Raw genomic sequence first — 20,317 nt, forward strand, 5'->3', positions numbered from 1 at the left:
CGGAATTACTCCATCATCTTCTCAATTGGTAATACAAGAATAGAACTTGCACCAAGTGCTTTTAACTTTTCCATTGTTTCCCAGAACAAATTTTCAGCACTGACGAGGTGTACGGCTACGCGAGTTTTATCAGCAGAAAGTGGTAACACAGTTGGGTCTTCTGCGCCTGGAAGTAGCGCTGTGATTTGAGGTAGTTTTTCCACTGGCGCGTGCAGCATGATGTATTTCGATTCTTTCGCTTGTTGCACGCCGTTCATACGAGTAAGAAGGCGGTCAATCAACGCTGCTTTATCTGGAGCAAATTCTCCCGAACGTTGAATCAGTTTCGCTTTTGATTGGAATATCACTTCAACTTCTTTTAAGCCGTTCGCTTCAAGTGTCGCACCGGTTGATACCAAGTCAGCAATTGCATCAGCAAGACCTGCACGTGGAGCCACTTCAACCGAGCCAGTTAACATACAGGTACTAAAATCGATTCCTTGTTCTGCCATGTACGCTTTTAGAAGTTGAGGATAGGTCGTTGCAATACGCTTGCCTTTCAGGTCTTGTGGTCCGTTATATTCAATATCTTTGTCGATTGCGATTGAAAGACGGCAACCACCAAAGTCCATACGACGTAGGTCAACGAATTCGCTTGGCTGGTTTAGAGCAATGCGGTCATAACGAGTTTCTTCCAACACGTTCTCGCCAACAAAACCCAGGTCAACCACACCGTCCATAATCAATCCCGGAATATCGTCGTCACGAACAAGAAGAAGGTCAATTGGCATATTCATTGAGTGTACGACTAATCGCTCACCCATCACATTAAACTTCACACCACACTTCTTCAGTAAATCTTGGCATTCGTCGCTTAAACGACCTTTCTTTTGAACTGCTATTCTTAGGCGTTGTGTTTGCATTACATTCTTCCTTCGTAAAATATTGAAATCTTTAAGTTTTAATTAATCTAGATAGTAAAAAACCCTTGAGAGATTGGTCTCCCAAGGGTCTAAAATCTTAAAAATACTTTGATTTAACCACCGGGAGAATCCTGTCTCCCGGGTATGCGTACATCTCCCGAAAGACTCTTAGGGATGATGGTGATGATGAATGTTCATTACAAAATTACGCATACTTAATTACACCGAATGTGTTCATTGGATTGCTTTCAACACTATCTAAGCTCGTCTCATTTTTCAACAAAAAATTTCACTTTTTCTTATCTTTTTCTGTCAGCTACTTTCCAAGCATAAAAAAAGGAGGCCAAAGCCTCCTTCAATAAGCAGATACATAAAACATCAAGCTTGTGTGTAGCTTACCAATTTTGATTTGGCGAGCGCATTAAACACGAGACAGACTGCAACGAATGCCACTGTAGATGCTGCTAAAGAAGCCAGAACCGATAGCGTCATACCAAGAACAATGAAACCAACACATGATACACCAGCAACCGCCAACGCATATGGGAGCTGAGTTGCTACGTGGTCAATATGATTACAACGTGCACCAGTAGAAGACAAAATAGTGGTGTCTGAAATTGGAGAACAGTGATCGCCGAATACAGAACCAGCGAGTACCGCGCTCAGCATAGGTAGCATCAGAGCAATTTCCGTTGCCCCTGCCATATCGCCTGCGATTGGCAGCATGATGCCGAATGTACCCCAAGAAGTACCCGTAGAGAACGCCATAATGCCTGACAGTAGGAACAAAATAACTGGCAACCAATGTGGGTCGATATTGCCTTGAGCTAACGAAGAAAGGTACGCGCCCGTTTTCATGTCACCGATCACTGAACCAATTGTCCAGGCAAAGACAAGAATTAGAATCGCGCCAAACATCGACTTAGCACCAATCCAAAGCGTACGTGCAATTTCAGATATAGCGATACCTTGTTTAACTACTGTGAACAGAGCAACCGCTAAACCAACTAAACCACCGTAAATAAGTGATGTACCTACATCGGTATTTTCAAAAGCACCTAGTACGTTGAATGCTTTACCATCAGCGGCTAGTTCTTGACCACCGGTGTACAGCATTGAACCAACGGTCGCGATAATCAGCAGTACGATTGGGAAAATAAGGTCTGAAACCTTGCCCTTTTCACTTTCACGAATATCAAGCTCATCATTTAAATCGCGAGCTTGTTCGTCATTCTCAGACATATCATCATCGAAACCTTGGCCTTGAGAAGCATTGATTTCGTGTTGGCGCATCTGACCAATATCCATTTGGAACCATACAACAGCGAACACCATTAATAGTGCAAATACCGCATAGAAGTTCATCGGAACCAAACGCAAATAAGCACCAAGCGCAGAATACTCAGTAATACCGTGTGACACCAAAATACCGCCGATGATCGTCATGATGTATGCGCCCCAGCTTGAAGCAGGCATAACAACACACATTGGTGCAGCAGTAGAGTCTAGGATGTAAGCCAGTTTAGCGCGTGAAACATAAAAGCGGTCAGTAACAGGACGAGAAATTGAGCCAACCGCTAAGCTGTTGAAGTAGTCATCAACGAAAATGAAAACACCTAAGAAAGCAGCCAAAAGCTTCGAACCACGTTTACTTTTTACGCGAACCTGAGCCCACTCGGCGAATGCACGAGTACCACCAGAAAGCGTTAACAGTGCCGTCATCATGCCCAATAGCAATAAGAAACCGACAATACTCATATTCCAAGTATTCAGACCGCCGTCTTCAATAAATACGTTGGTTACTTTTGTGCCGACATAGCTAATCGCATCACCGATGGAGTAATCAGCAAGTAATAACGCACCAAGGGCAATACCCATTCCAAGGGAAACAAGTACACGACGAGTAATAATAGCGAGACTCAACGCCACTAACGCTGGGATTAGCGACAAAGGAGACGATGCAAAATCTAATAAATTCATGATCTTCAAAAACCAGTAATATTTCGGTTAGAGATCTACTGCAGATAAACCACATCGAATAATTTCAATGCGATTAATGTTGAACTAAGCGAAAGGGAAGTGAACACTCCACCCAACCCTACAGTAGCGCTCCATAGTTTAACAACAATATAGACTATGGCAGTGTTGCCCCTATTCGATGACAACCCCAGCTAGCAGATTGATGGCCTGACTAACTTCGGCGATATGGCCTTTCTCCGGTATTCATTGGCATCACCCCAATACTGGATACTGATCAATATCGCTCCTCTACGTCGGAGATAGAACAATTACCTACGCAATCTAGATATTGCGTGATCATTAAACATACTCCGCTTTAGGTGTGACGTATTGTACTTAACAAAACTGTCAATGCAACATAGAATTTCAATTTTCATTACATCTATTTATTCAGTGCGTGAATGAATTATATTTCATAATCTAACACCAAGTGTTGCGGGCCAAATTAGATTAATTGCATAAAAATGGCATGTGTCTGATGCTCTGAAGTACTAATATTTCCTTTCTATTTTTATGGCTAAGTTATAAAGGGCTAACTTTAATTACTACTATGGTGGAAATTTCAGAATATTTACATTAATGTTGGATTAATTATATTGTAAGAACTAATAAGTCAGTTTATTATTACCCCGTTAATTATTTAATTAAACAGGATTAAGAAATGTCGGAAATCACTAAAACTCTATTAAATATTCGTAGTCTTCGTGCATTTTCACGCGATCTAACTTTAGAGCAACTTGAAGAAGCGCTTGATAAATTAACGATCGTAGTTGAAGAGCGCAGAGAGTCTGAAGAAAAAGAACAAGCGGCTCTAGCTGAACAAGAAGCAAAATTAGCAGCAATTGCTGAGCAAATTGCTAATGACGGTATTGATGTTGAAGCATTAATTTCTGCTCTTGCTGGCGAAACAAAATCTAAATCAAAAGCAAAAGGCAAACGCGCACCTCGTCCAGCGAAATATAAATACATGGACAACGGCGTAGAGAAAACTTGGACAGGCCAAGGCCGTACACCTTCAGCAATTCAAAAAGCTTTAGATGAAGGTAAAACTCTAGAACAATTCGAAATTTAATTTTCTAGTTATCAAAAAAAGGCTCCGAATTCGGAGCCTTTTTTATACCTATTATTTAGTGATACTGATAAATATAACGTTATTCAGGTTAGCGTTATCTTTCCCAATACGCTTCTTCTAAGCTGTCTTCACGTTCAGGAAGACCACGAGATAAACGAGGAGAATGCTGAGCCAACACTTCGTAACTTACTCGATTTGCGTATTTACAAACTTGTGAGAAAGAAGAATAGGTTAAGAAATTATGTTGATGCTTACTTGAATTTGGCACATTACCTTTATGGTATTTATTTGCTGCCATATCATGAAGTAATGCTGACAAAGCTGCATCACCTGCCCCATTAGTGTTCTTAATTTTCTCCGGACCACCCATATAAGGTGAAATATGAGAATAAACTCGAGTCGGATTCTCGCAGCTAAATCTGGTTGCTGGGCGACTAAATTCGAAGCGATTGAACTCTGGAATAGCTCCCGGCAATAATGGTAAAGAAGTTTCTCTTTTACTTTCGTCTTCAGTATAACCCGCCATATATAAACCCACAGGTCCAGCGGTACATAAAACTAAATCAACCCAATCTAAAGCTTTATCCGAAGCTTTTAATGGATCACTCTCACCCGTTAATGCTTCCGCTTCATCTTCATTCATTGCAACAACAGAAACATGATCACGCAAAAATTCCTGCCAATATTGAGGGTCATCCTGAATAACGAATTTTGTTCCTAGCGTTAATACAACTGGCACATCATATTTCTTAGCATATTCAATTGCGCGCATTGTAGCTTGTGGCATTGGGTCGCCTTCTTTACAACGAACCAAATATGCAGTGATCACTAGCGCAGATGCATTTTTAAATATTTTTTCAGGAATGCTCTCAGGGTGAAGCTTATTCATTTGGCCTTCGCTAATTGCAAAAGTACGTTCACCATCTTCTGTAATTAATGCGAAACAGCGTCCAATCGCACCATCAACACCTTGCAGATAATTGAGATCCATACGGCTAGAGGTATTACATAAATAACGATAACCGTAGCTGCCAATTTTAATATCTTGGCTCATCACACCCAATAGCGTTGAACGGTCATCCGCTAGCACAGAATAATTGTGCAACGTATTACCAATAGTTCCGCCCGCAAATTCATTTTTGATTAAACCATTTTGCTTTAACTCGTTGTACAAAGCTTCAGCGGCCTCATCATTAATGACTAAAGAATGTCCCTTGCTCAGGCCATAGCGTTCAATGAGTTCGGAATCCACTTTCGCTTCAATATCAACCAACGTCTGATCAATACCGATAATATGTGTGCGAGATAATCTCTTATTATCTTGCGCTTGGATGATTAATGGATCACGTGCATCGACTGGAAAGTAATGCTTTGACTTACGTTGGCCAGGAAATTTCATAACGATAATTTAGGTGCGTGAGAAGAAAAGAGCCGGAATTTTACCCTGCGTCCAGTAAGGCAGCAACTCAACAAAGGATAGCAAACGTTTACGTAGTAAAAGTTTTTTACACAAGTCTTTTTTACAACGATAGTAGATAACGATTACATTTCTATTTCCCACATCAATGAAGCTGAAATACACCAAATCAGAAGTGTGAACTCAGTCTCTGATCTGTCCTCAAAAAAGTCTTTCTGTTAGAATCTGCGTCCAAGTCAATCAAGTGGTATTAAGTCATGTCAGATAACCGCAACGCAAACAGCCAAAAGAAAGTCATTGTAGGCATGTCAGGTGGCGTTGATTCTTCCGTTTCAGCATATCTTCTTCAACAACAAGGCTATCAAGTAGAAGGCTTGTTCATGAAGAACTGGGAAGAAGACGATAACGAAGAGTATTGTACGGCAGCAGAAGATCTTGCTGATGCACAGGCTGTCTGCGACAAACTTGGTATCTATTTGCACACGATTAATTTCGCAGCGGAATACTGGGACAACGTGTTCGAATATTTCTTAGCGGAATACAAAGCGGGTCGTACACCAAACCCAGACATTCTTTGTAACAAAGAAATCAAGTTCAAAGCATTTTTAGAGTTTGCAGATGAAGTGTTAGATGCAGACTATATAGCTATGGGTCACTATGTTCGTCGCACCTTCGTAGAAGAAGGTGAAAAGCCACAAATGCTACGTGGTAAAGACAACAACAAAGACCAAAGCTACTTCTTATATACACTGAGCCACGAACAGGTCGCACGCAGTTTGTTCCCAGTCGGTGAATTAGAAAAACCAGAGGTTCGCCGTATTGCTGAAGAGCAAGGTTTAATCACAGCGAAGAAAAAAGATTCAACAGGTATCTGTTTTATCGGTGAGCGCAAATTTACAGACTTCTTGTCTCGCTATTTGCCTGCTCAACCGGGTAAAATTGAGACCCCTGAAGGTAAAGTTATTGGCGAACATCAAGGCCTTATGTACCACACATTAGGTCAGCGCAAAGGCTTGCACATTGGTGGTCAAAAAGGTGGCGGCGGTAACGAAGACCCATGGTACGTTGCAGAGAAAGATCTCAAACGTAACGTGCTTATCGCAGTACAAGGCGCAGACCATCCGTTATTGAAATCATACGGATTAATGGCTTCACAACTACATTGGGTTGATCGTACCCCAGTGAAAGAAGCGTTCCGCTGTTCAGTGAAGACACGTTACCGTCAAACTGACATTCCTTGTACCGTTATCCCTGTGGATGACAACAACATCAAAGTGATGTTTGATGACCCACAAGTCGCAGTTACCCCAGGACAGTCTGCTGTTTTCTACCAAGGCGATGTATGTCTAGGTGGCGGCATTATTGAACAACGTATTTGTTAAGGAGTATTTACGTGGCTAACACAATTTATGACCGAACTATCGCATTTGCTGGAATTTGCCAAGCTGTCGCTTTAGTGCAAAAAGTAGCGAAAGACGGTTACTGTGATTCAGACGCGTTTGAAACTTCACTGCGTGCAATTTTGGCAACCAATCCAAGTAATACTATTGGTGTTTTCGGTAGCGAAGCCGATTTAAAAGTTGGTCTTGAGTGTCTGGTGAATGGCATTGATAGCACCCCTACGGGCAGTGTTATTACTCGCTATATTATTAGCTTACTGGCTTTAGAGCGTAAACTAACCAGCCGCAGAGATGCGATGTCTCAACTGGGTGATCGCATTCAAATGATCGAACGCCAAGTTGAACATTTTGATTTGCTTGATGAACAGATGATCAGCAATCTAGCGAGTGTTTACCTCGATGTGATCAGCCCTATCGGCCCTCGCATTCAAGTTGCAGGTACTCCAGCGGTATTACAGCAAACCGCAAACCAACAAAAGGTGCGCGCACTACTGTTATCCGGTATTCGTTGTGCAGTACTTTGGCGTCAAGTCGGCGGCCGACGTCTCCATCTTGTCTTCGGACGCAAGAAGATGGTTGATCAAGCCAAGATATTACTGGCCAGAATGTAATCGTTAGCTCGCACCATGCGAGCTAATTTTTTTACTCATCGTTTTTGAGTAGCAGAAATCTCGCGCAAACGTTTGCGCAATATTCGTGACAATTGCCATTGATACTGGTATAAAGCACACGAAATTTAGAAACCAATTCAGGAGAAGATCATGGAACTGTCAGCATTGACTGCTGTTTCACCAGTAGACGGCCGTTACGGCAGTAAAACTATTGCACTACGCAGTATTTTTAGTGAATTTGGCTTACTTAAATACCGTACTATCGTTGAAATTCGCTGGTTACAGAAGCTTGCAGCAACAGCTGAGATTGCAGAAGTTCCTGCATTCAGTGAAGAAGCAAACAAATTCCTTGATAGCGTTGCAGCAAACTTCAGCGAAGCTGATGCACAACGTATCAAAGATATCGAACGCACAACTAACCACGACGTAAAAGCAGTGGAATATTTCCTAAAAGAAAAAGTTGCTGGCGTTGCTGAGCTTCACGCAGTTAATGAATTCATTCACTTTGCATGTACTTCTGAAGACATCAACAACACGTCTCACGCTCTGATGCTTAAAGAAGCTCGTGATACGGTTATTCTTCCTGAAATCCGTAATATCATTGATGCTATCCGTGGCTTAGCGGTTGAATACCGTGATATCCCACTTCTGTCTCGTACTCACGGTCAGCCTGCTTCTCCATCGACTATGGGTAAAGAGATGGCGAACGTTGCGTACCGTATGGAACGTCAATACAAGCAAATCGCGAACGTTGAAATCCTAGCGAAAATCAACGGTGCTGTAGGTAACTACAACGCGCACCTTTCTGCTTACCCAACGGTTGATTGGCACAAATTCAGCGAAGAGTTCGTTACAGAATCTCTTGGCGTAACTTGGAACCCGTACACAACTCAAATCGAACCTCACGATTACATCGCTGAGCTATTTGATGCTGTGGCACGTTTCAATACGATTCTTATCGACTTCGACCGTGACGTATGGGGCTACATCGCTCTGGGTCACTTCAAGCAAAGAACAATTGCTGGCGAAATCGGTTCTTCAACCATGCCGCACAAAGTTAACCCAATCGATTTCGAAAACTCAGAAGGTAACTTAGGCCTGGCAAACGCTGTGTTTACTCACCTAGCACAAAAACTGCCTATCTCTCGCTGGCAACGTGACCTTACAGACTCAACGGTACTACGCAACCTAGGCGTGGGCGTGGGTTACGCAATCATTGCCTACACGTCGACTCTGAAAGGTATCAGCAAGCTAGAAGTGAACCGCGAAGCTCTACTGGCTGAACTGGATAAGAACTGGGAAGTTCTAGCAGAGCCAGTACAGACGGTGATGCGTCGTTACGGCATTGAAAAACCATACGAGAAGCTAAAAGAGCTGACTCGTGGTAAGCGTGTTGACGGTGAAGCAATGCGTAACTTCATTGATGGCCTAGAACTGCCAGAAGAAGAAAAAGCGCGTTTGAAAGAAATGACACCTGCAAGCTATATCGGTCAAGCGATTGAGCTTACTGACAAGCTATAAGCTGTAATTAGATTGAAGAAGGGAGGCTGAGCCTCCCTTTTTAATTGCCATAAGTTTATTTATTGACTCTTTTCGAAGAACAGCGTTACCCGCCCCACTTCAATACCAAACTTTTTAATCTTGGTGATGTTAAATACCCGAGTCTCATCTTGACGGTAAAGCCAGTCATCAAAAGTCACCTCAATTTCACCATCGTCCATTTTTAACAAGAAATCATACTTCCACTGAAGTGCATTGCCGACTTCCTGACCGATAGCGTCACCAATAACATCGTCAGCTCGCCCAAGATAAAAACCATTCGACGAACGCTGAATTGCCCAAACCCGTTGGCTCTTCTCGCCATCGTCAAAAATAAAATCTTCGGTCAGTGTCAGAGTGTTACCGATAATATGACCTTCAATATCCACTTCAAAGCGTCGAGTCTGCTTGTCGGTATAATCTTGCACCATTCCCCAAGCTTTCGTCTTGCCCTCGAAATAACCGAACAGGTCGAACTTCGGTTCACTTTGCTGATAATCCGACAACTCGGCGCTGCATGCCGTTAATAGCAGCAATACTGACGCCACAAAACTCTTTCTAACCCAACTCATCATCGATTCATCCCTAATAGTTGTTGGCGCAAGGTTTGATATTCCGTTTTCGGTGATAACCAAATTGCCAGAAACGCATCATTCAATGATTCATCGTCTATCGCTCCCACCACTTTCTGCTCACCAGAATTGGAGATATAGACAAACTCTCCCGAAGTGCCATCCGTAACATAAATCAGCTTTTCCCCAGTTTTCACTCTGGGGAAAATAGCGGTTAACGTTGGCATCCAAGAGGCGATCTTCTCATCGCTGAAACCTTGTTTTTGCCATTGCTCCTGTGTAGCTTCGAGCAATTGAGTGCTGCTGATATCCCTTAGATAGCGAATTTCCAACGCTACAGGATGCGGTGAAATATCACCCTCTAGTTTGTATTTGCCGTCTGGCGAACGTAACTGGGAGGAGTAAATATCCAGCCACAGCCAAGAAAGGGTCGCCTGACCGACAATCGGCCACTGTTGCCATTGGCGAACAACATCATTTGCATTTCCCGTTGCACTGACGTTAGCGCTGACGAGAGCTAGCAGTGTCAGGATTCTTGTTCGAAACTGAGTAATCATTTACAAACACCCTCATGATTAACCACGCTACACCAGCCCATTGCACTGTTAACACAACCAGCGAACCTACAACGGGCAATGAAAATTCAACCGCTGAAAACTTATATCCAGCCCAGTAACTCAAAGCACCACAGACGCCGACAAACAGCATTACCAAGCCTTTGGGGTATTTGCTTAAATGCGGTACCCATTGCCTTGCGTACCAGACAAACACAAGCCAGAGAGCGGCAAGCCATACAGGTACGTGTGCACTTTTAAATACCAATAGGCCAATTGCGCTGTTAAAGGAATCTAAAGCAATACCTCCGACACCTAGCGCTAATATCCTGCCAATATCATCACGGCTTGAATATGCTGCATAACCTAGGGTCACCAGCCCCAAACCCAGTGTGAGCCACTGAAAGCGATCCTGCCCCAGAACAGCGAGAAACCAGATTATCTGGAACCAGAGTGATACGACGAATAAGCGCCCCACCGTTAGCCTCGTTGCAAAGTCATATGAATGGTACTTATGGTTCGCGCGTTAAAGCCGCCTTCGCAATAACAGAAGTAGTAACGCCACATACGAATGAAACGCTCGTCATAACCAAGTAGTGAAACTTGCTCTAGTGACTGTTCAAAACGTAGTCTCCAGTCTTTCAGCGTCTGCGCATAATCGAGTCCTAAATCAAAAATGTCTCTGGTGATTAAATCACTGTGCTGAGTAGCCGTTTGAGTCAGTACCGTAACCGATGGTAAAAATCCGCCCGGGAAAATATATTTCTGAATAAAATCAACATTATTGCTGTAATAGTCGTAACGCTGATCAGCGATAGTAATCGCTTGTATTGCCATTAAACCTTTCGGCTTAAGTAACGACTGGCACTTCTTGATGTAAGACTTAAGATACTGCTTACCGACAGCTTCAATCATTTCGATAGAAACCAGCTTATCGTACTGACCTTCCAACAATCGGTAGTCTTGCTTGAGTAAGGTGACACGGTCACCCAAACCAGCTCGCTCAATTTGCTCTTTTGCATAACTGTATTGTTCTTCCGAGATGGTGGTAGTGGTGACATGGCATCCGTAAGTTTGAGCCATGTAAATCGCCATAGCGCCCCAACCGGTACCGATTTCAATCACGTGGTCACTCGGTTTCAGTTGTAACTGCTGGCAGAGGCGTTCCATCTTGTTAATCTGCGCTTGCTCTAACGTGTCATTTGGCGACGAGTACAACGCACTTGAGTAGAGCATTCGTTTATCTAGGAAGGTCTTGTAAAGTTCATTACCCAGATCATAATGCGCTTCGATGTTTTCTTTTGCCTGATCAATGGAGTTTCGTTTAAACCAATGGCCAACCTTATACGCCCATTGTGTTAACCAACTGCTGCGTTGCTCAATTCTGTCTAACGCACTCATGTTTTTCGCCATGAGCTCCATCAAAGCCGTTAGATTTGGGCTATCCCACCAGTCATCCATATACGCTTCTGCGGCTGCAATGCTGCCACCTTTCAATAGCCGCGAATAAAAATCGGGATGCTTAACCCAGATCACAGCATGAGGTTCATCTTGATTTTTATGACCAAACTGCTGCTGATTAGACGCCTGATCAGAAAAAGACTCCACAATCGTTAAGCTGCCGACATCCAAGTACTGCAAAAATTTAAATGCAACGTTGCGAGCGCTTTTCTGCCACGCAGATAAGCTGGTTGGCATATCCATAGAAGTCACATTTATCATTGCGTATTCTCCTTACTACGATTGTTTTCTTTTTTTTGTGTGTTCGGATGATCATGAATCGGCACACCTTTCATCCATAGTTTCAGCGCATGCCAGTAAATCCCTAATGTCACTTTTATCGCCATAACCGGCGTTTTTACTAACAAAGCAAGCAAACCTTTGGTGGTAAATTCTTGGCCTTTCATAGCCAGAGTTGCGTCGAATGCTTTACCTTCGCGATGACATTCCAAATGCACCATTAACGACTCAGTCAACGGCTTTAACTTCCACTGGTACTGCTGATCTATCGGATTAAACGGAGAAACATGAAACGCTTTGTCATGTTGCCAGTTCTCTCCTTCTGCGCCCATGTCAGCTGGTATCGCGTAGTAATGGCGTTCATTCCAAGGTGTGTTGCTGACTTCTGCCAGCAAATAACGCCACTCACCATTTTCGTCATAAAGGTAATAGAAATTTACAGGACTGAAGTAGATACCTAAGTAGCGTAAATGAATCACTGCAAGCACCTTGCCTTCTATTCGGTTGCCCGTAAGTTCAAATACTTTATCTTGTACAGCCTGTTTGAGTTCACCCTCTCCAAGGTAGTCTTCACGACGTAACCTTGCCCAGTGCCACCATTTCTCGCCAAGTCCCCAGACTTTTTTCGACAAGGAAGTCCATTCATCCAAGTCAATGCACGGCATAAACAAGGAGTAGGTCAGCGCATGATTCTTAGGAGTGAAGCGTCTGTGCCTCACACTCCCAACAAGCAGTTGGCTGTTAAGGGCTGACATTACGCAGCCCCTTTCATCTTGGCTTCATTAGCGCGTGCAATATTGGTCACCACATCCAACGCGCTTCGTACACCATCTTCATGGAAACCGTTGTGCCAGTACGCTCCACAGAACCAAGTATGATTTTGTCCGCTGATTTCTACTTTACGTTGCTGTGCTTTAATCGACTGTTCGGTAAACACTGGATGATGATAAACAAAGCTGCGAAGAATCTTGCTCGGATTAATGTGCTCACTGCTATTTAGCGACACACAGAAAGTCTCTGGTGCATCAATATGCTGCAAAATATTCATGTTATAGGTGAGTGAAGGTAGGCGAGAATCCTGCCCTTTATCTCCTCTCAACCAGTAGTTCCATGACGCCCAAGCCGCTTTACGCTTAGGCAGCAAACTGGTGTCGGTATGCAGAATCACTTCGTTTGCCTGATAACCGAGCTGAGACAGAATTTGCTGCTCGCTTTCTGTCGCATCTTCCAGCATCGAAAGTACCTGATCGCTGTGACAAGCAAATATCACTTCATCGAACCACTCGGTTTTGCCAAGACTTGATACTTCAACACCACCAGCAACACGTTTTACTTTGTTGACAGGTGAGCTGGTTCGAATGTTGTGCTTAAACCCTTGAGTTAGTGGTTCAATATAGGAGCGAGAGCCGCCTTGAATAACATTCCATTTAGGACGATTGCTGATATCAAGCAGACCGTGATTTAAGAAAAAGCGCAGGAAAAACGTTAATGGAAACGCACGCATATCCGCCAGAGACGACGACCAAATAGCAGCGCCCATCGGAAGAATGTAGTTTTCACAGAAATAATGCGAAAAGCCGTGATGATTGAGAAACTGCCCAAGAGTTTGCAAATTGACTTCAGACTCCTTAGCTTCTTGCTTGGCTAACTTGTTAAAACGCAGAATTTCGGAAATAAACTGATAGAAACGCGGGTTCAGCCAATTACGTTTCTGAGCAAACAGAGTCATGATCGTATGACCATTGTATTCGAGATCATTCGCATCATTACGAACACTGAAACTCATTTCGGTCGGCGTCGTTTTCACACCTAACTCGGCCATTAAACTAATGAAGTTAGGATAAGTACGATCGTTATAAACAATAAAACCTGTATCTACAGCGTAAGTTTTTCCGCCAACTTCAACGTCAACCGTGGCTGTATGACCACCAATATAATCATTGGCTTCAAATACCGTAATGTCGTGCTGTTCATGCAGATAGTAACCGCAAGACAAACCAGAAATACCTGTACCAATAATTGCAATCTTCATCTTGTTTTCCTTTTAAGACCGAAACAGCAGACCAGTCACTGCGTGCTGCCATGAGTAAGGTAATAACCCCAGTATTCTTAAAATCCAGGTAAATCGTTTGGGGAAATAAATGTTAGCTTGCCCCTTGTCTAAACCTTTCTGAATCGCTTCTGATGCTTGTTCAACGCTGATGAGCATGGGCATAGGAAAGGTATTTTTCGCGGTTAGCGGCGTATCAACGAAACCTGGAAAAATTGTAGACACCTCAACGCCTCGCTCGCGCCAGTCTAAGCGTAATGAACGAGCGATGTATCCGACGGCTGCTTTGGATGCACCATAAGCTTCCGCTCTCGGCAAGGCCAGCTCACTGGCGATTGAACTCACCACCGCTACTCTGTGCCCTGAAACTAAATGAGGCTCTATCGCTTCAATAATATTAGTCAAACCAAATACGTTGGTTTGAAACACTCGCTCAACCAGTTTCGAGTCCATTTCTCCATTATCGATATACTCACAATTGCCCGCGTTAAGGAGCCAAAGGTCTGGAGTCAAAGATAAACTGCGCAGCGCATTGAATGTCTGCACTCGGTCCGTAATATCAAACTCGCAAGTTTCAATATTTGGATACGCTTCATCAAGCTTAGCCAAAGATTCTTTATTTCTCCCACAAGCGATCACTCGCCAGCCTCGTTTGGCATAATCCAACGCCAACTGCTGCCCAATGCCAGATGTTGCTCCAGTAATCAGTACCGCACTCATTGGCCCAGCCTCCGCTTAATGCTTTTAATGACTCCACCAAGTAAAGGGATGTGCTCGTAAAGCATTTCGCCCAGATCAAAGTAGTCTCGGTGGGATATAACCTTGCCGTCGGCAAATTTAAGATGGCTCATACCATTAACATCAATAGGATTGCCGCCAGATAACTTGGGGTGCTGCAAGTGCATGGTCCAAGTTATAAATCCGTCATTGTCAGACTGATGTTGTTCGGCTATTGAAAACTCACATCGCTCAACATTCTGATAAAGGTTAGCAAAATAGCTTTGCAGTGCTTCCAGCCCTTCTATCCGATGCGCCGCATCTTCAAATACCACCTGCTGGTGATAAACCTCTGGCAGCAAATGCAAATTGTCTTTACTGAGCTGCTGATAAAACTGGGCGATAACTTGGATATCCATATTCGCTAAACCTGTACAAATTTATTTTCCGTATAAGTTAAGTGTTAGGATAGCGCACAAAGAAAAGTTGTACAAAAAAATATTTGTACAACTTTTTGTAAGAATTCTTTAGCAGAGAAATTTAACAGTATGCAGAGGAGACAAATTGAAGGCACAAAAAAGCCAGCTAAGAAGCTGGCTTATAAATTTTAAGAATTGCGCAATGCAGCAATACGTTTATCAAGCGGTGGATGACTCATCAGTAGCTCAGTCATCGTACGCTTACCGTTGATACCGAACGCCATCATAGAACCTTCCAATTGAGGTTCGTAGCTCATCTTCAGGCGCTCTAGTGCCGCAATCATCTTGTGCTTACCCACCAATTGAGCAGCGCCCGCATCAGCATGGAACTCACGATGACGGCTGTACCACATGGTAATGAAGCTTGCTAGGAAGCCTAACACCAATTCAAGCACCATAGAGACACCGAAGTACACCATCATGTTGCTGCCCTGACCTTCTTCGTCACTGTTACGAGAAGCAACAATGTTAGCAATGAAGCGCGACAAGAAGATCACGAATGTGTTCACAACACCTTGCATCAAGGTCATGGTAACCATATCGCCGTTTGCAATGTGGCTAACTTCATGAGCAAGCACAGCTTCGGCTTCATCACGCGTCATGTTATGTAGCAAGCCTGTAGAAACCGCCACTAACGAATCATCACGTTTTGCACCAGTAGCGAATGCGTTCATATCTGGAGAATCGTAAATAGCAACAGTAGGCATACCAATACCTGCTTGCTGCGACTGACGCTTCACCGTTTCCAGCAGCCAGTGCTCCATTTCGTTACGTGGGTTTTCAATTACAACACCGCCCACCGAGCTCAGAGCCATCCTCTTTGACATCAAGAGTGAAATAAATGAACCGCCGAAACCAAACACGGCTGCCATTACGAGCAAGCCAGACAAACTACCCGGTTGCATCCCTGTAGTGGCATAAACAATATTCAAAACCACACTTAGCACCATTACGACGGCTAGGTTGGTTGCCAGGAATAACAATACTCGCTTCATTAATTATCTCCGTTGAGGAAAGCTGACTATTAGCCTGAAGTCACTAAGGTATTCCACACAAAGGCTTCAGGAGTTTTCTAATACATAGTGTCTGCGATTTAAAAAACAAGGTTAAGTGATAAATTGAAACATTTAATGTCAATTATGTGGCTATAATGTAAACAGATCCGATCTCTGCAGAGTTAGACTTTTGTCGTATTGAGGCACAAGTCGAAAGAGATTAAATTCCGAGCAGTGAGAGAGACATCATAACGAAGGATATCATCATGGCTGAAGCTCAAAGTTATAAAATGGCAATCGACCTACTCCGCTGCCATTTAGGCTTAACTGAAGAAGAAGCGAAGTTGCAACTGGGTATTGGTCAGGAACAATCTGTGCAACAACATATCGCTGAAACTCAACAAGCATTCGCTATGCTGGGTTTGAACAAAGAAGTGTAATCAAACAGATTTAAAAAGGGCTGCATTAATGCAGCCCTTTTATTTTGCCTTATAGCCAAGCTAACTCAGAATACTTGGTTTGGAACCCGACTACGCGAGTTCCTTTTCCATCAAAGGTTCAAGATTGATGTATTTACCAAGTTCCGTGCGTTTCGCGCTTGGGACATACGGGATTTCACCCAGTTTTGGTGCTCGAATACGAGATTCCAACACCTCAATAATTTCAGCGTAGTGTTCAGTGCCTGGGTTAATACGGTTTGCCACCCAACCAACAATCGTCAAACCATCCGCTTCAATACTTTCTGCTGTAAGCAGCGCGTGACTTAAACAGCCAAGTTTCACACCCACCACTAATACAACGGGCAATTTCTCTTGCTTAACCCAAGAGGAGAGACAGTCTGTATCCGAAACTGGCACTCGCCACCCACCCGCACCTTCAACCAACACGGTGTCCGCTTTGGTTTTCAGGTAAGCGAGCTTGTCACTCAACACCTTGTAATCGATAGTCAGATTCTCGTGCTTAGCTGCAATGTGTGGCGATGCAGGCAATTCTAGCGCGTATGGATTGACGTCGTCATACGGCATTTCTTGTGTCGCTACTTTCATGAGATGGAGCGCGTCAGAGTTTCGTAAACCTTGCTCTGTTCTCTCACAACCCGCGGCTACTGGTTTATAGCCAATTGTTGTAAAGCCCTTACTGGCAATCGCTTGCAATATCGCTTTTGAAGCCACTGTTTTACCAACATCGGTGTCCGTACCCGCAATAAATAATGCATTTATCATCGATAAATTACCCCTAAACAAACCTGATATGTTGCAGGTAAAGAACCTTGCTGACTTCGAAATCGCTCGTAGGCCTGTTCGACTTGAATCAGTGCCCGTCTTCCCGTCAACCCCTGAGATCTTGAATGGATATGGTTCGCCCCGATGCCCTTTAGATCGCGCATGAGTTCAAAAGCGGTGTCATACCAAACAATCATCTCGGCCAAGTTTAAGTGATGCTTAGGAAGCTCGGCTTGCGCTAACGCAATTTTTACCTGATTGAAAGAAATGAACTCATTAACATGTTGATGAGAATCAATTTTCCTCCATGACTGCTTAAGTTCAGCCAAAGAGCCATCAAGCAAAGTAGAAAAGTAACCACGACCTAATGGTTTGAGTACTCGTCGGATTTCCGCCAGAGGCGTGGATAAATCGTCACACCACTGAAGAGCCAGACTTGAAAAAACAATATCAAACTCGCCAGCAGAAAAAGGCAGTTGTTCCGCATCGGCATGAACATACGTGACCGAATCCTCACCACAACGCACCCTCGCCTGCTCAAGCATAGCTGGAGAGAGATCAGCGCACACCACATTCGCTCCTAGCTGTTTAAGTTGTTGTGAAAAGTAGCCAGTCCCACAGCCCAAATCGAGAACACGAAGACCTGATAAATCTGCGGGTAGTTGATTCAATAGACGATGACCAACATCGCGCTGAAATGTCGCGTGCTTATCATAGGTCGCAGCAGCTTTGCTAAAGGCGCTTGAAATAGCAGATTTATCTTTGCTTTCAATCTCTGAGCGTAAGGCAAGTTCACTCATTTATTTGACTCCATACACTGAACTAAAGCGCTCGCTAACGCCGAGATATCTTTGATACTGTGATTGGCCGTCAGCGTGATACGTAATCGAGCTGAGCCTTCAGGAACCGTTGGCGGACGAATAGCCGTCATCCAAAATCCCTTATCTTTCAGTTGTCGCGCAACGTTAAGTGCGTGCTGAGATTTACCCAAAATAAAAGGTTTGATTGGTGTACACGTCGCGACATAGCCGTCAACTGACTGCAATAGTTCATCATAAACCTGAGACAGCTCATGAAGCTTTTCGCGTCGCCATTGCTGAGTCTGAATCATGCCAATAGCGTGAGTAATGGCATAAGCCTGCGCTGGAGGGATAGCCGTCGAATAGACATGATGTCGTGCGAACTGAGTCAGATAGTTCCCTACTTCTTCACTGCACAGAATAGCCGCACCTGAGAGTCCGAATGCTTTGCCGAACGTCACAACCAGTATCTCGGGTTGGATGCCCGCTGCATTACAACTGCCGGCGCCATCTTCGCCTAAAACGCCCACGCCATGGGCATCATCGACCATCAACCAAGCATTGTTTCGTGTTAGTTGATGAATTTCCTTCAGTGGAGAGATGTCGCCATCCATACTAAAGACGCCTTCTGTCACCACCAACGCATTCTGATCACCAGAGAGCAGTTGAGATAAGTGCAGGACATCGTTGTGCTTAAAGCGCTTCATTGTTGCTTGGCAAAGCACCCCAGCTTCCATTAATGAAGCATGATTTAGCTTATCTTGTAGTAGCAGATCATCTTTATGCATCAGAGTAAAAAGCAACGCCTGATTAGCACTGAAGCCAGAACCAAACAATACTGCTCGATCAAAGCCCAGCCACTCACATAGCGAGCTCTCCAAACTGGCATGCGCCGCTGAGAACCCAGTCACCAGAGGAGAAGCGCCGCTTCCTGCGCCATAAACATCCAGTCCGGCTTGCCACGCACTCGTTAGCGCTTTATCACTGGCAAGCCCCAGATAGTCGTTGCTGGAAAAGTTGATAAACTCCGTCTCACCACACTGAGTTGAGACCTGATTTCCGCCTTCTAACACCTGAAGCGAGCGAGTTAAACCGAGAGTTTCCCGTTCGAGTAATGCCCCCTGAACGCGAGCTCTAAACTGTTGCGTCATAGAATAAATCGTCGGCAGTTGGACGAGAGGCAACGCGTTCTACTACGCGATCAAGCAGTTCATTCTCAGCGATTTCATCCGGTTTCTGCGCTACTTGCTGACTGTTAATTCCAAGCTTTTTAAACAACAACATATCGCTGTCTTCTGCTGGATTTGGTGTGGTTAATAACTTGCAACCGTAGAAGATTGAGTTTGCACCTGCCATAAAACACAGCGCCTGCATCTGCTCGTTCATTTTTTCGCGCCCTGCTGATAAACGCACCGCAGACTTAGGCATCATGATACGAGCCACCGCGATCAAACGAATGAAGTCAAACGGTTCAACATCTTCAACATCTTCCAGCGGCGTACCTTTTACTTTCACCAGCATGTTAATTGGCACACTTTCAGGGTGAACCGATAAATTAGCCAGTTCAACCAGTAAACCCGCGCGGTCGTTTGTACTTTCGCCCATTCCAATAATGCCACCGGAGCAGATTTTCATCCCTGCTTCGCGTACGTGAGAGAGTGTATCTAATCGGTCCTGATAGGTACGAGTTGTGATGATGTTTCCGTAATATTCAGGTGAGGTATCAAGGTTGTGGTTGTAATAATCCAAACCAGCTTCAGCCAGTTCGCTCGCCTGTTCTGCATTCAGCATGCCCAGCGTCATACAGGTCTCCAGACCCATATTTTTCACACCTGAAATCATCTCTTTAAGGTATGGCATATCTCGGCTTTTCGGGTTTTTCCACGCGGCACCCATACAGAAACGTGTTGAACCTGAATTTTTCGCTTTCCGCGCGGCATCAAGCACTCGCTCAACTTCCATCAAGCGTTCTTTCTCCACATCGGTACGATAATGCGCGCTTTGAGGACAATATTTGCAGTCTTCAGGACAAGCACCGGTTTTAATCGACAACAAGGTGCTCACTTGAACATGGTTGTGAGGCTGGTACTGACGATGAACCAACTGAGCTTCGAAAAGCAGATCCATAAAAGGTTTTTCAAGCAGTGTTTTTACTTCAGACACTGTCCAGTTGTGACGAATTTCCACGTGTAATCCTTATTGATAATTATTGTTCTGTGCCTTTCTC

At 44.1% G+C, this 20,317-nt stretch carries 21 protein-coding genes, 1 riboswitch and 1 other annotated feature; of the genes, 5 read left to right on the forward strand and 16 right to left on the reverse strand.

The features are described 5' to 3' along the window. Window positions 1-5 precede the first annotated feature (5 nt). Both hisG and HKI82_RS08080 read right to left on the reverse strand, forming a co-directional pair. Window positions 6-902, reverse strand: coding sequence for an ATP phosphoribosyltransferase (hisG, locus tag HKI82_RS08075; protein ID WP_102941646.1), 897 nt, complete (start codon window positions 900-902; stop codon window positions 6-8). 53 nt (window positions 903-955) lie between these two features. Beyond that, window positions 956-1,092 (reverse strand) — a sequence feature (His leader region). Window positions 1,093-1,280: 188 nt separating this feature from the next. Further along, on the reverse strand, window positions 1,281-2,882 hold the full coding sequence (locus HKI82_RS08080) for a Na+/H+ antiporter NhaC family protein (protein WP_171137701.1): 1,602 nt from the start codon (window positions 2,880-2,882) through the stop codon (window positions 1,281-1,283). Window positions 2,883-2,998: 116 nt separating this feature from the next. Further along, window positions 2,999-3,181: riboswitch (Lysine riboswitch) on the reverse strand. 401 nt (window positions 3,182-3,582) lie between these two features. On the opposite strand from HKI82_RS08080, the gene HKI82_RS08085 reads away from it, so the two are divergent. After that, the gene (locus HKI82_RS08085; RefSeq protein WP_112404565.1) at window positions 3,583-3,993 is read left to right on the forward strand and encodes an H-NS family histone-like protein; all 411 of its coding nucleotides are present in this window, start codon (window positions 3,583-3,585) and stop codon (window positions 3,991-3,993) included. A gap of 94 nt (window positions 3,994-4,087) precedes the next feature. Here the strand turns inward: HKI82_RS08085 and HKI82_RS08090 are convergent, their stop codons facing one another. Further along, entirely contained in the window at window positions 4,088-5,392 is a 1,305-nt protein-coding gene (locus HKI82_RS08090) for an inosine/guanosine kinase (RefSeq protein ID WP_171137702.1), read from the reverse strand. 275 nt (window positions 5,393-5,667) lie between these two features. Here HKI82_RS08090 and mnmA point away from each other — a divergent pair, with 275 nt between their 5' ends. The 3 genes from mnmA (at window position 5,668) to purB (ending at window position 8,942) form a co-directional block, all read left to right on the forward strand. Beyond that, complete coding sequence (gene mnmA, locus HKI82_RS08095; RefSeq protein WP_042481931.1) at window positions 5,668-6,792, forward strand: tRNA 2-thiouridine(34) synthase MnmA; 1,125 nt, start codon at window positions 5,668-5,670, stop codon at window positions 6,790-6,792. Window positions 6,793-6,803: 11 nt separating this feature from the next. After that, window positions 6,804-7,421 carry a high frequency lysogenization protein HflD gene (gene hflD / locus HKI82_RS08100; RefSeq protein WP_171137703.1) on the forward strand — a complete coding sequence of 206 codons (618 nt, stop codon included), beginning with the start codon at window positions 6,804-6,806 and terminating at the stop codon, window positions 7,419-7,421. 150 nt (window positions 7,422-7,571) lie between these two features. Then, a complete protein-coding gene (purB, locus tag HKI82_RS08105; protein ID WP_171137704.1) occupies window positions 7,572-8,942 on the forward strand; it encodes an adenylosuccinate lyase in 1,371 nt (456 codons plus the stop codon). A 59-nt stretch (window positions 8,943-9,001) separates the two neighbouring features. Here purB and HKI82_RS08110 read toward each other — a convergent pair whose 3' ends face one another. From HKI82_RS08110 to htpX, 9 genes are all read right to left on the reverse strand, one after another. After that, complete coding sequence (locus HKI82_RS08110) at window positions 9,002-9,532, reverse strand: DUF3833 domain-containing protein (protein WP_171137729.1); 531 nt, start codon at window positions 9,530-9,532, stop codon at window positions 9,002-9,004. Beyond that, the gene (locus tag HKI82_RS08115) at window positions 9,532-10,089 is read right to left on the reverse strand and encodes a chalcone isomerase family protein (RefSeq protein ID WP_171137705.1); all 558 of its coding nucleotides are present in this window, start codon (window positions 10,087-10,089) and stop codon (window positions 9,532-9,534) included. The genes HKI82_RS08110 and HKI82_RS08115 overlap by 1 nt, the downstream gene beginning before the upstream one ends. Then, window positions 10,034-10,564 (reverse strand): DUF2878 domain-containing protein, encoded by a 531-nt coding sequence (locus HKI82_RS08120; RefSeq protein WP_171137706.1) that lies wholly within the window; start codon window positions 10,562-10,564, stop codon window positions 10,034-10,036. Before HKI82_RS08120 ends, HKI82_RS08115 begins: the two co-directional genes overlap by 56 nt. A gap of 2 nt (window positions 10,565-10,566) precedes the next feature. Next, a complete protein-coding gene (locus HKI82_RS08125) occupies window positions 10,567-11,808 on the reverse strand; it encodes an SAM-dependent methyltransferase (protein ID WP_171137707.1) in 1,242 nt (413 codons plus the stop codon). Then, on the reverse strand, window positions 11,805-12,581 hold the full coding sequence (locus tag HKI82_RS08130; protein WP_171137708.1) for a DUF1365 domain-containing protein: 777 nt from the start codon (window positions 12,579-12,581) through the stop codon (window positions 11,805-11,807). Before HKI82_RS08130 ends, HKI82_RS08125 begins: the two co-directional genes overlap by 4 nt. Then, window positions 12,581-13,858: an NAD(P)/FAD-dependent oxidoreductase gene (locus tag HKI82_RS08135; RefSeq protein ID WP_171137709.1), complete on the reverse strand. Its 1,278-nt coding sequence runs from the start codon at window positions 13,856-13,858 to the stop codon at window positions 12,581-12,583. The genes HKI82_RS08130 and HKI82_RS08135 overlap by 1 nt, the downstream gene beginning before the upstream one ends. A 12-nt stretch (window positions 13,859-13,870) precedes the next feature. Continuing rightward, window positions 13,871-14,596 (reverse strand): SDR family NAD(P)-dependent oxidoreductase, encoded by a 726-nt coding sequence (locus HKI82_RS08140; protein WP_171137710.1) that lies wholly within the window; start codon window positions 14,594-14,596, stop codon window positions 13,871-13,873. Then, complete coding sequence (locus HKI82_RS08145; RefSeq protein WP_112404731.1) at window positions 14,593-15,012, reverse strand: nuclear transport factor 2 family protein; 420 nt, start codon at window positions 15,010-15,012, stop codon at window positions 14,593-14,595. Before HKI82_RS08145 ends, HKI82_RS08140 begins: the two co-directional genes overlap by 4 nt. A 188-nt stretch (window positions 15,013-15,200) precedes the next feature. Continuing rightward, the gene (htpX, locus tag HKI82_RS08150) at window positions 15,201-16,067 is read right to left on the reverse strand and encodes a protease HtpX (protein ID WP_042481914.1); all 867 of its coding nucleotides are present in this window, start codon (window positions 16,065-16,067) and stop codon (window positions 15,201-15,203) included. Window positions 16,068-16,333: 266 nt separating this feature from the next. Here htpX and HKI82_RS08155 point away from each other — a divergent pair, with 266 nt between their 5' ends. Then, on the forward strand, window positions 16,334-16,507 hold the full coding sequence (locus HKI82_RS08155) for a hypothetical protein (RefSeq protein ID WP_167828591.1): 174 nt from the start codon (window positions 16,334-16,336) through the stop codon (window positions 16,505-16,507). Window positions 16,508-16,597: 90 nt separating this feature from the next. Here HKI82_RS08155 and bioD read toward each other — a convergent pair whose 3' ends face one another. From bioD to bioB, 4 genes are read right to left on the reverse strand one after another with little or no spacing between them, the layout of a single operon-like run. Beyond that, window positions 16,598-17,290: a dethiobiotin synthase gene (gene bioD / locus HKI82_RS08160; protein WP_102941632.1), complete on the reverse strand. Its 693-nt coding sequence runs from the start codon at window positions 17,288-17,290 to the stop codon at window positions 16,598-16,600. After that, complete coding sequence (gene bioC, locus HKI82_RS08165; RefSeq protein WP_171137711.1) at window positions 17,287-18,090, reverse strand: malonyl-ACP O-methyltransferase BioC; 804 nt, start codon at window positions 18,088-18,090, stop codon at window positions 17,287-17,289. Before bioC ends, bioD begins: the two co-directional genes overlap by 4 nt. After that, window positions 18,087-19,241 (reverse strand): 8-amino-7-oxononanoate synthase, encoded by a 1,155-nt coding sequence (bioF, locus tag HKI82_RS08170; RefSeq protein WP_171137712.1) that lies wholly within the window; start codon window positions 19,239-19,241, stop codon window positions 18,087-18,089. Before bioF ends, bioC begins: the two co-directional genes overlap by 4 nt. Further along, on the reverse strand, window positions 19,225-20,277 hold the full coding sequence (gene bioB / locus HKI82_RS08175; RefSeq protein WP_102941629.1) for a biotin synthase BioB: 1,053 nt from the start codon (window positions 20,275-20,277) through the stop codon (window positions 19,225-19,227). The genes bioF and bioB overlap by 17 nt, the downstream gene beginning before the upstream one ends. Window positions 20,278-20,317 lie beyond the last annotated feature (40 nt).

It is taken from the genome of Vibrio plantisponsor, assembly GCF_013041605.1.
Lineage (GTDB): Bacteria > Pseudomonadota > Gammaproteobacteria > Enterobacterales > Vibrionaceae > Vibrio > Vibrio plantisponsor.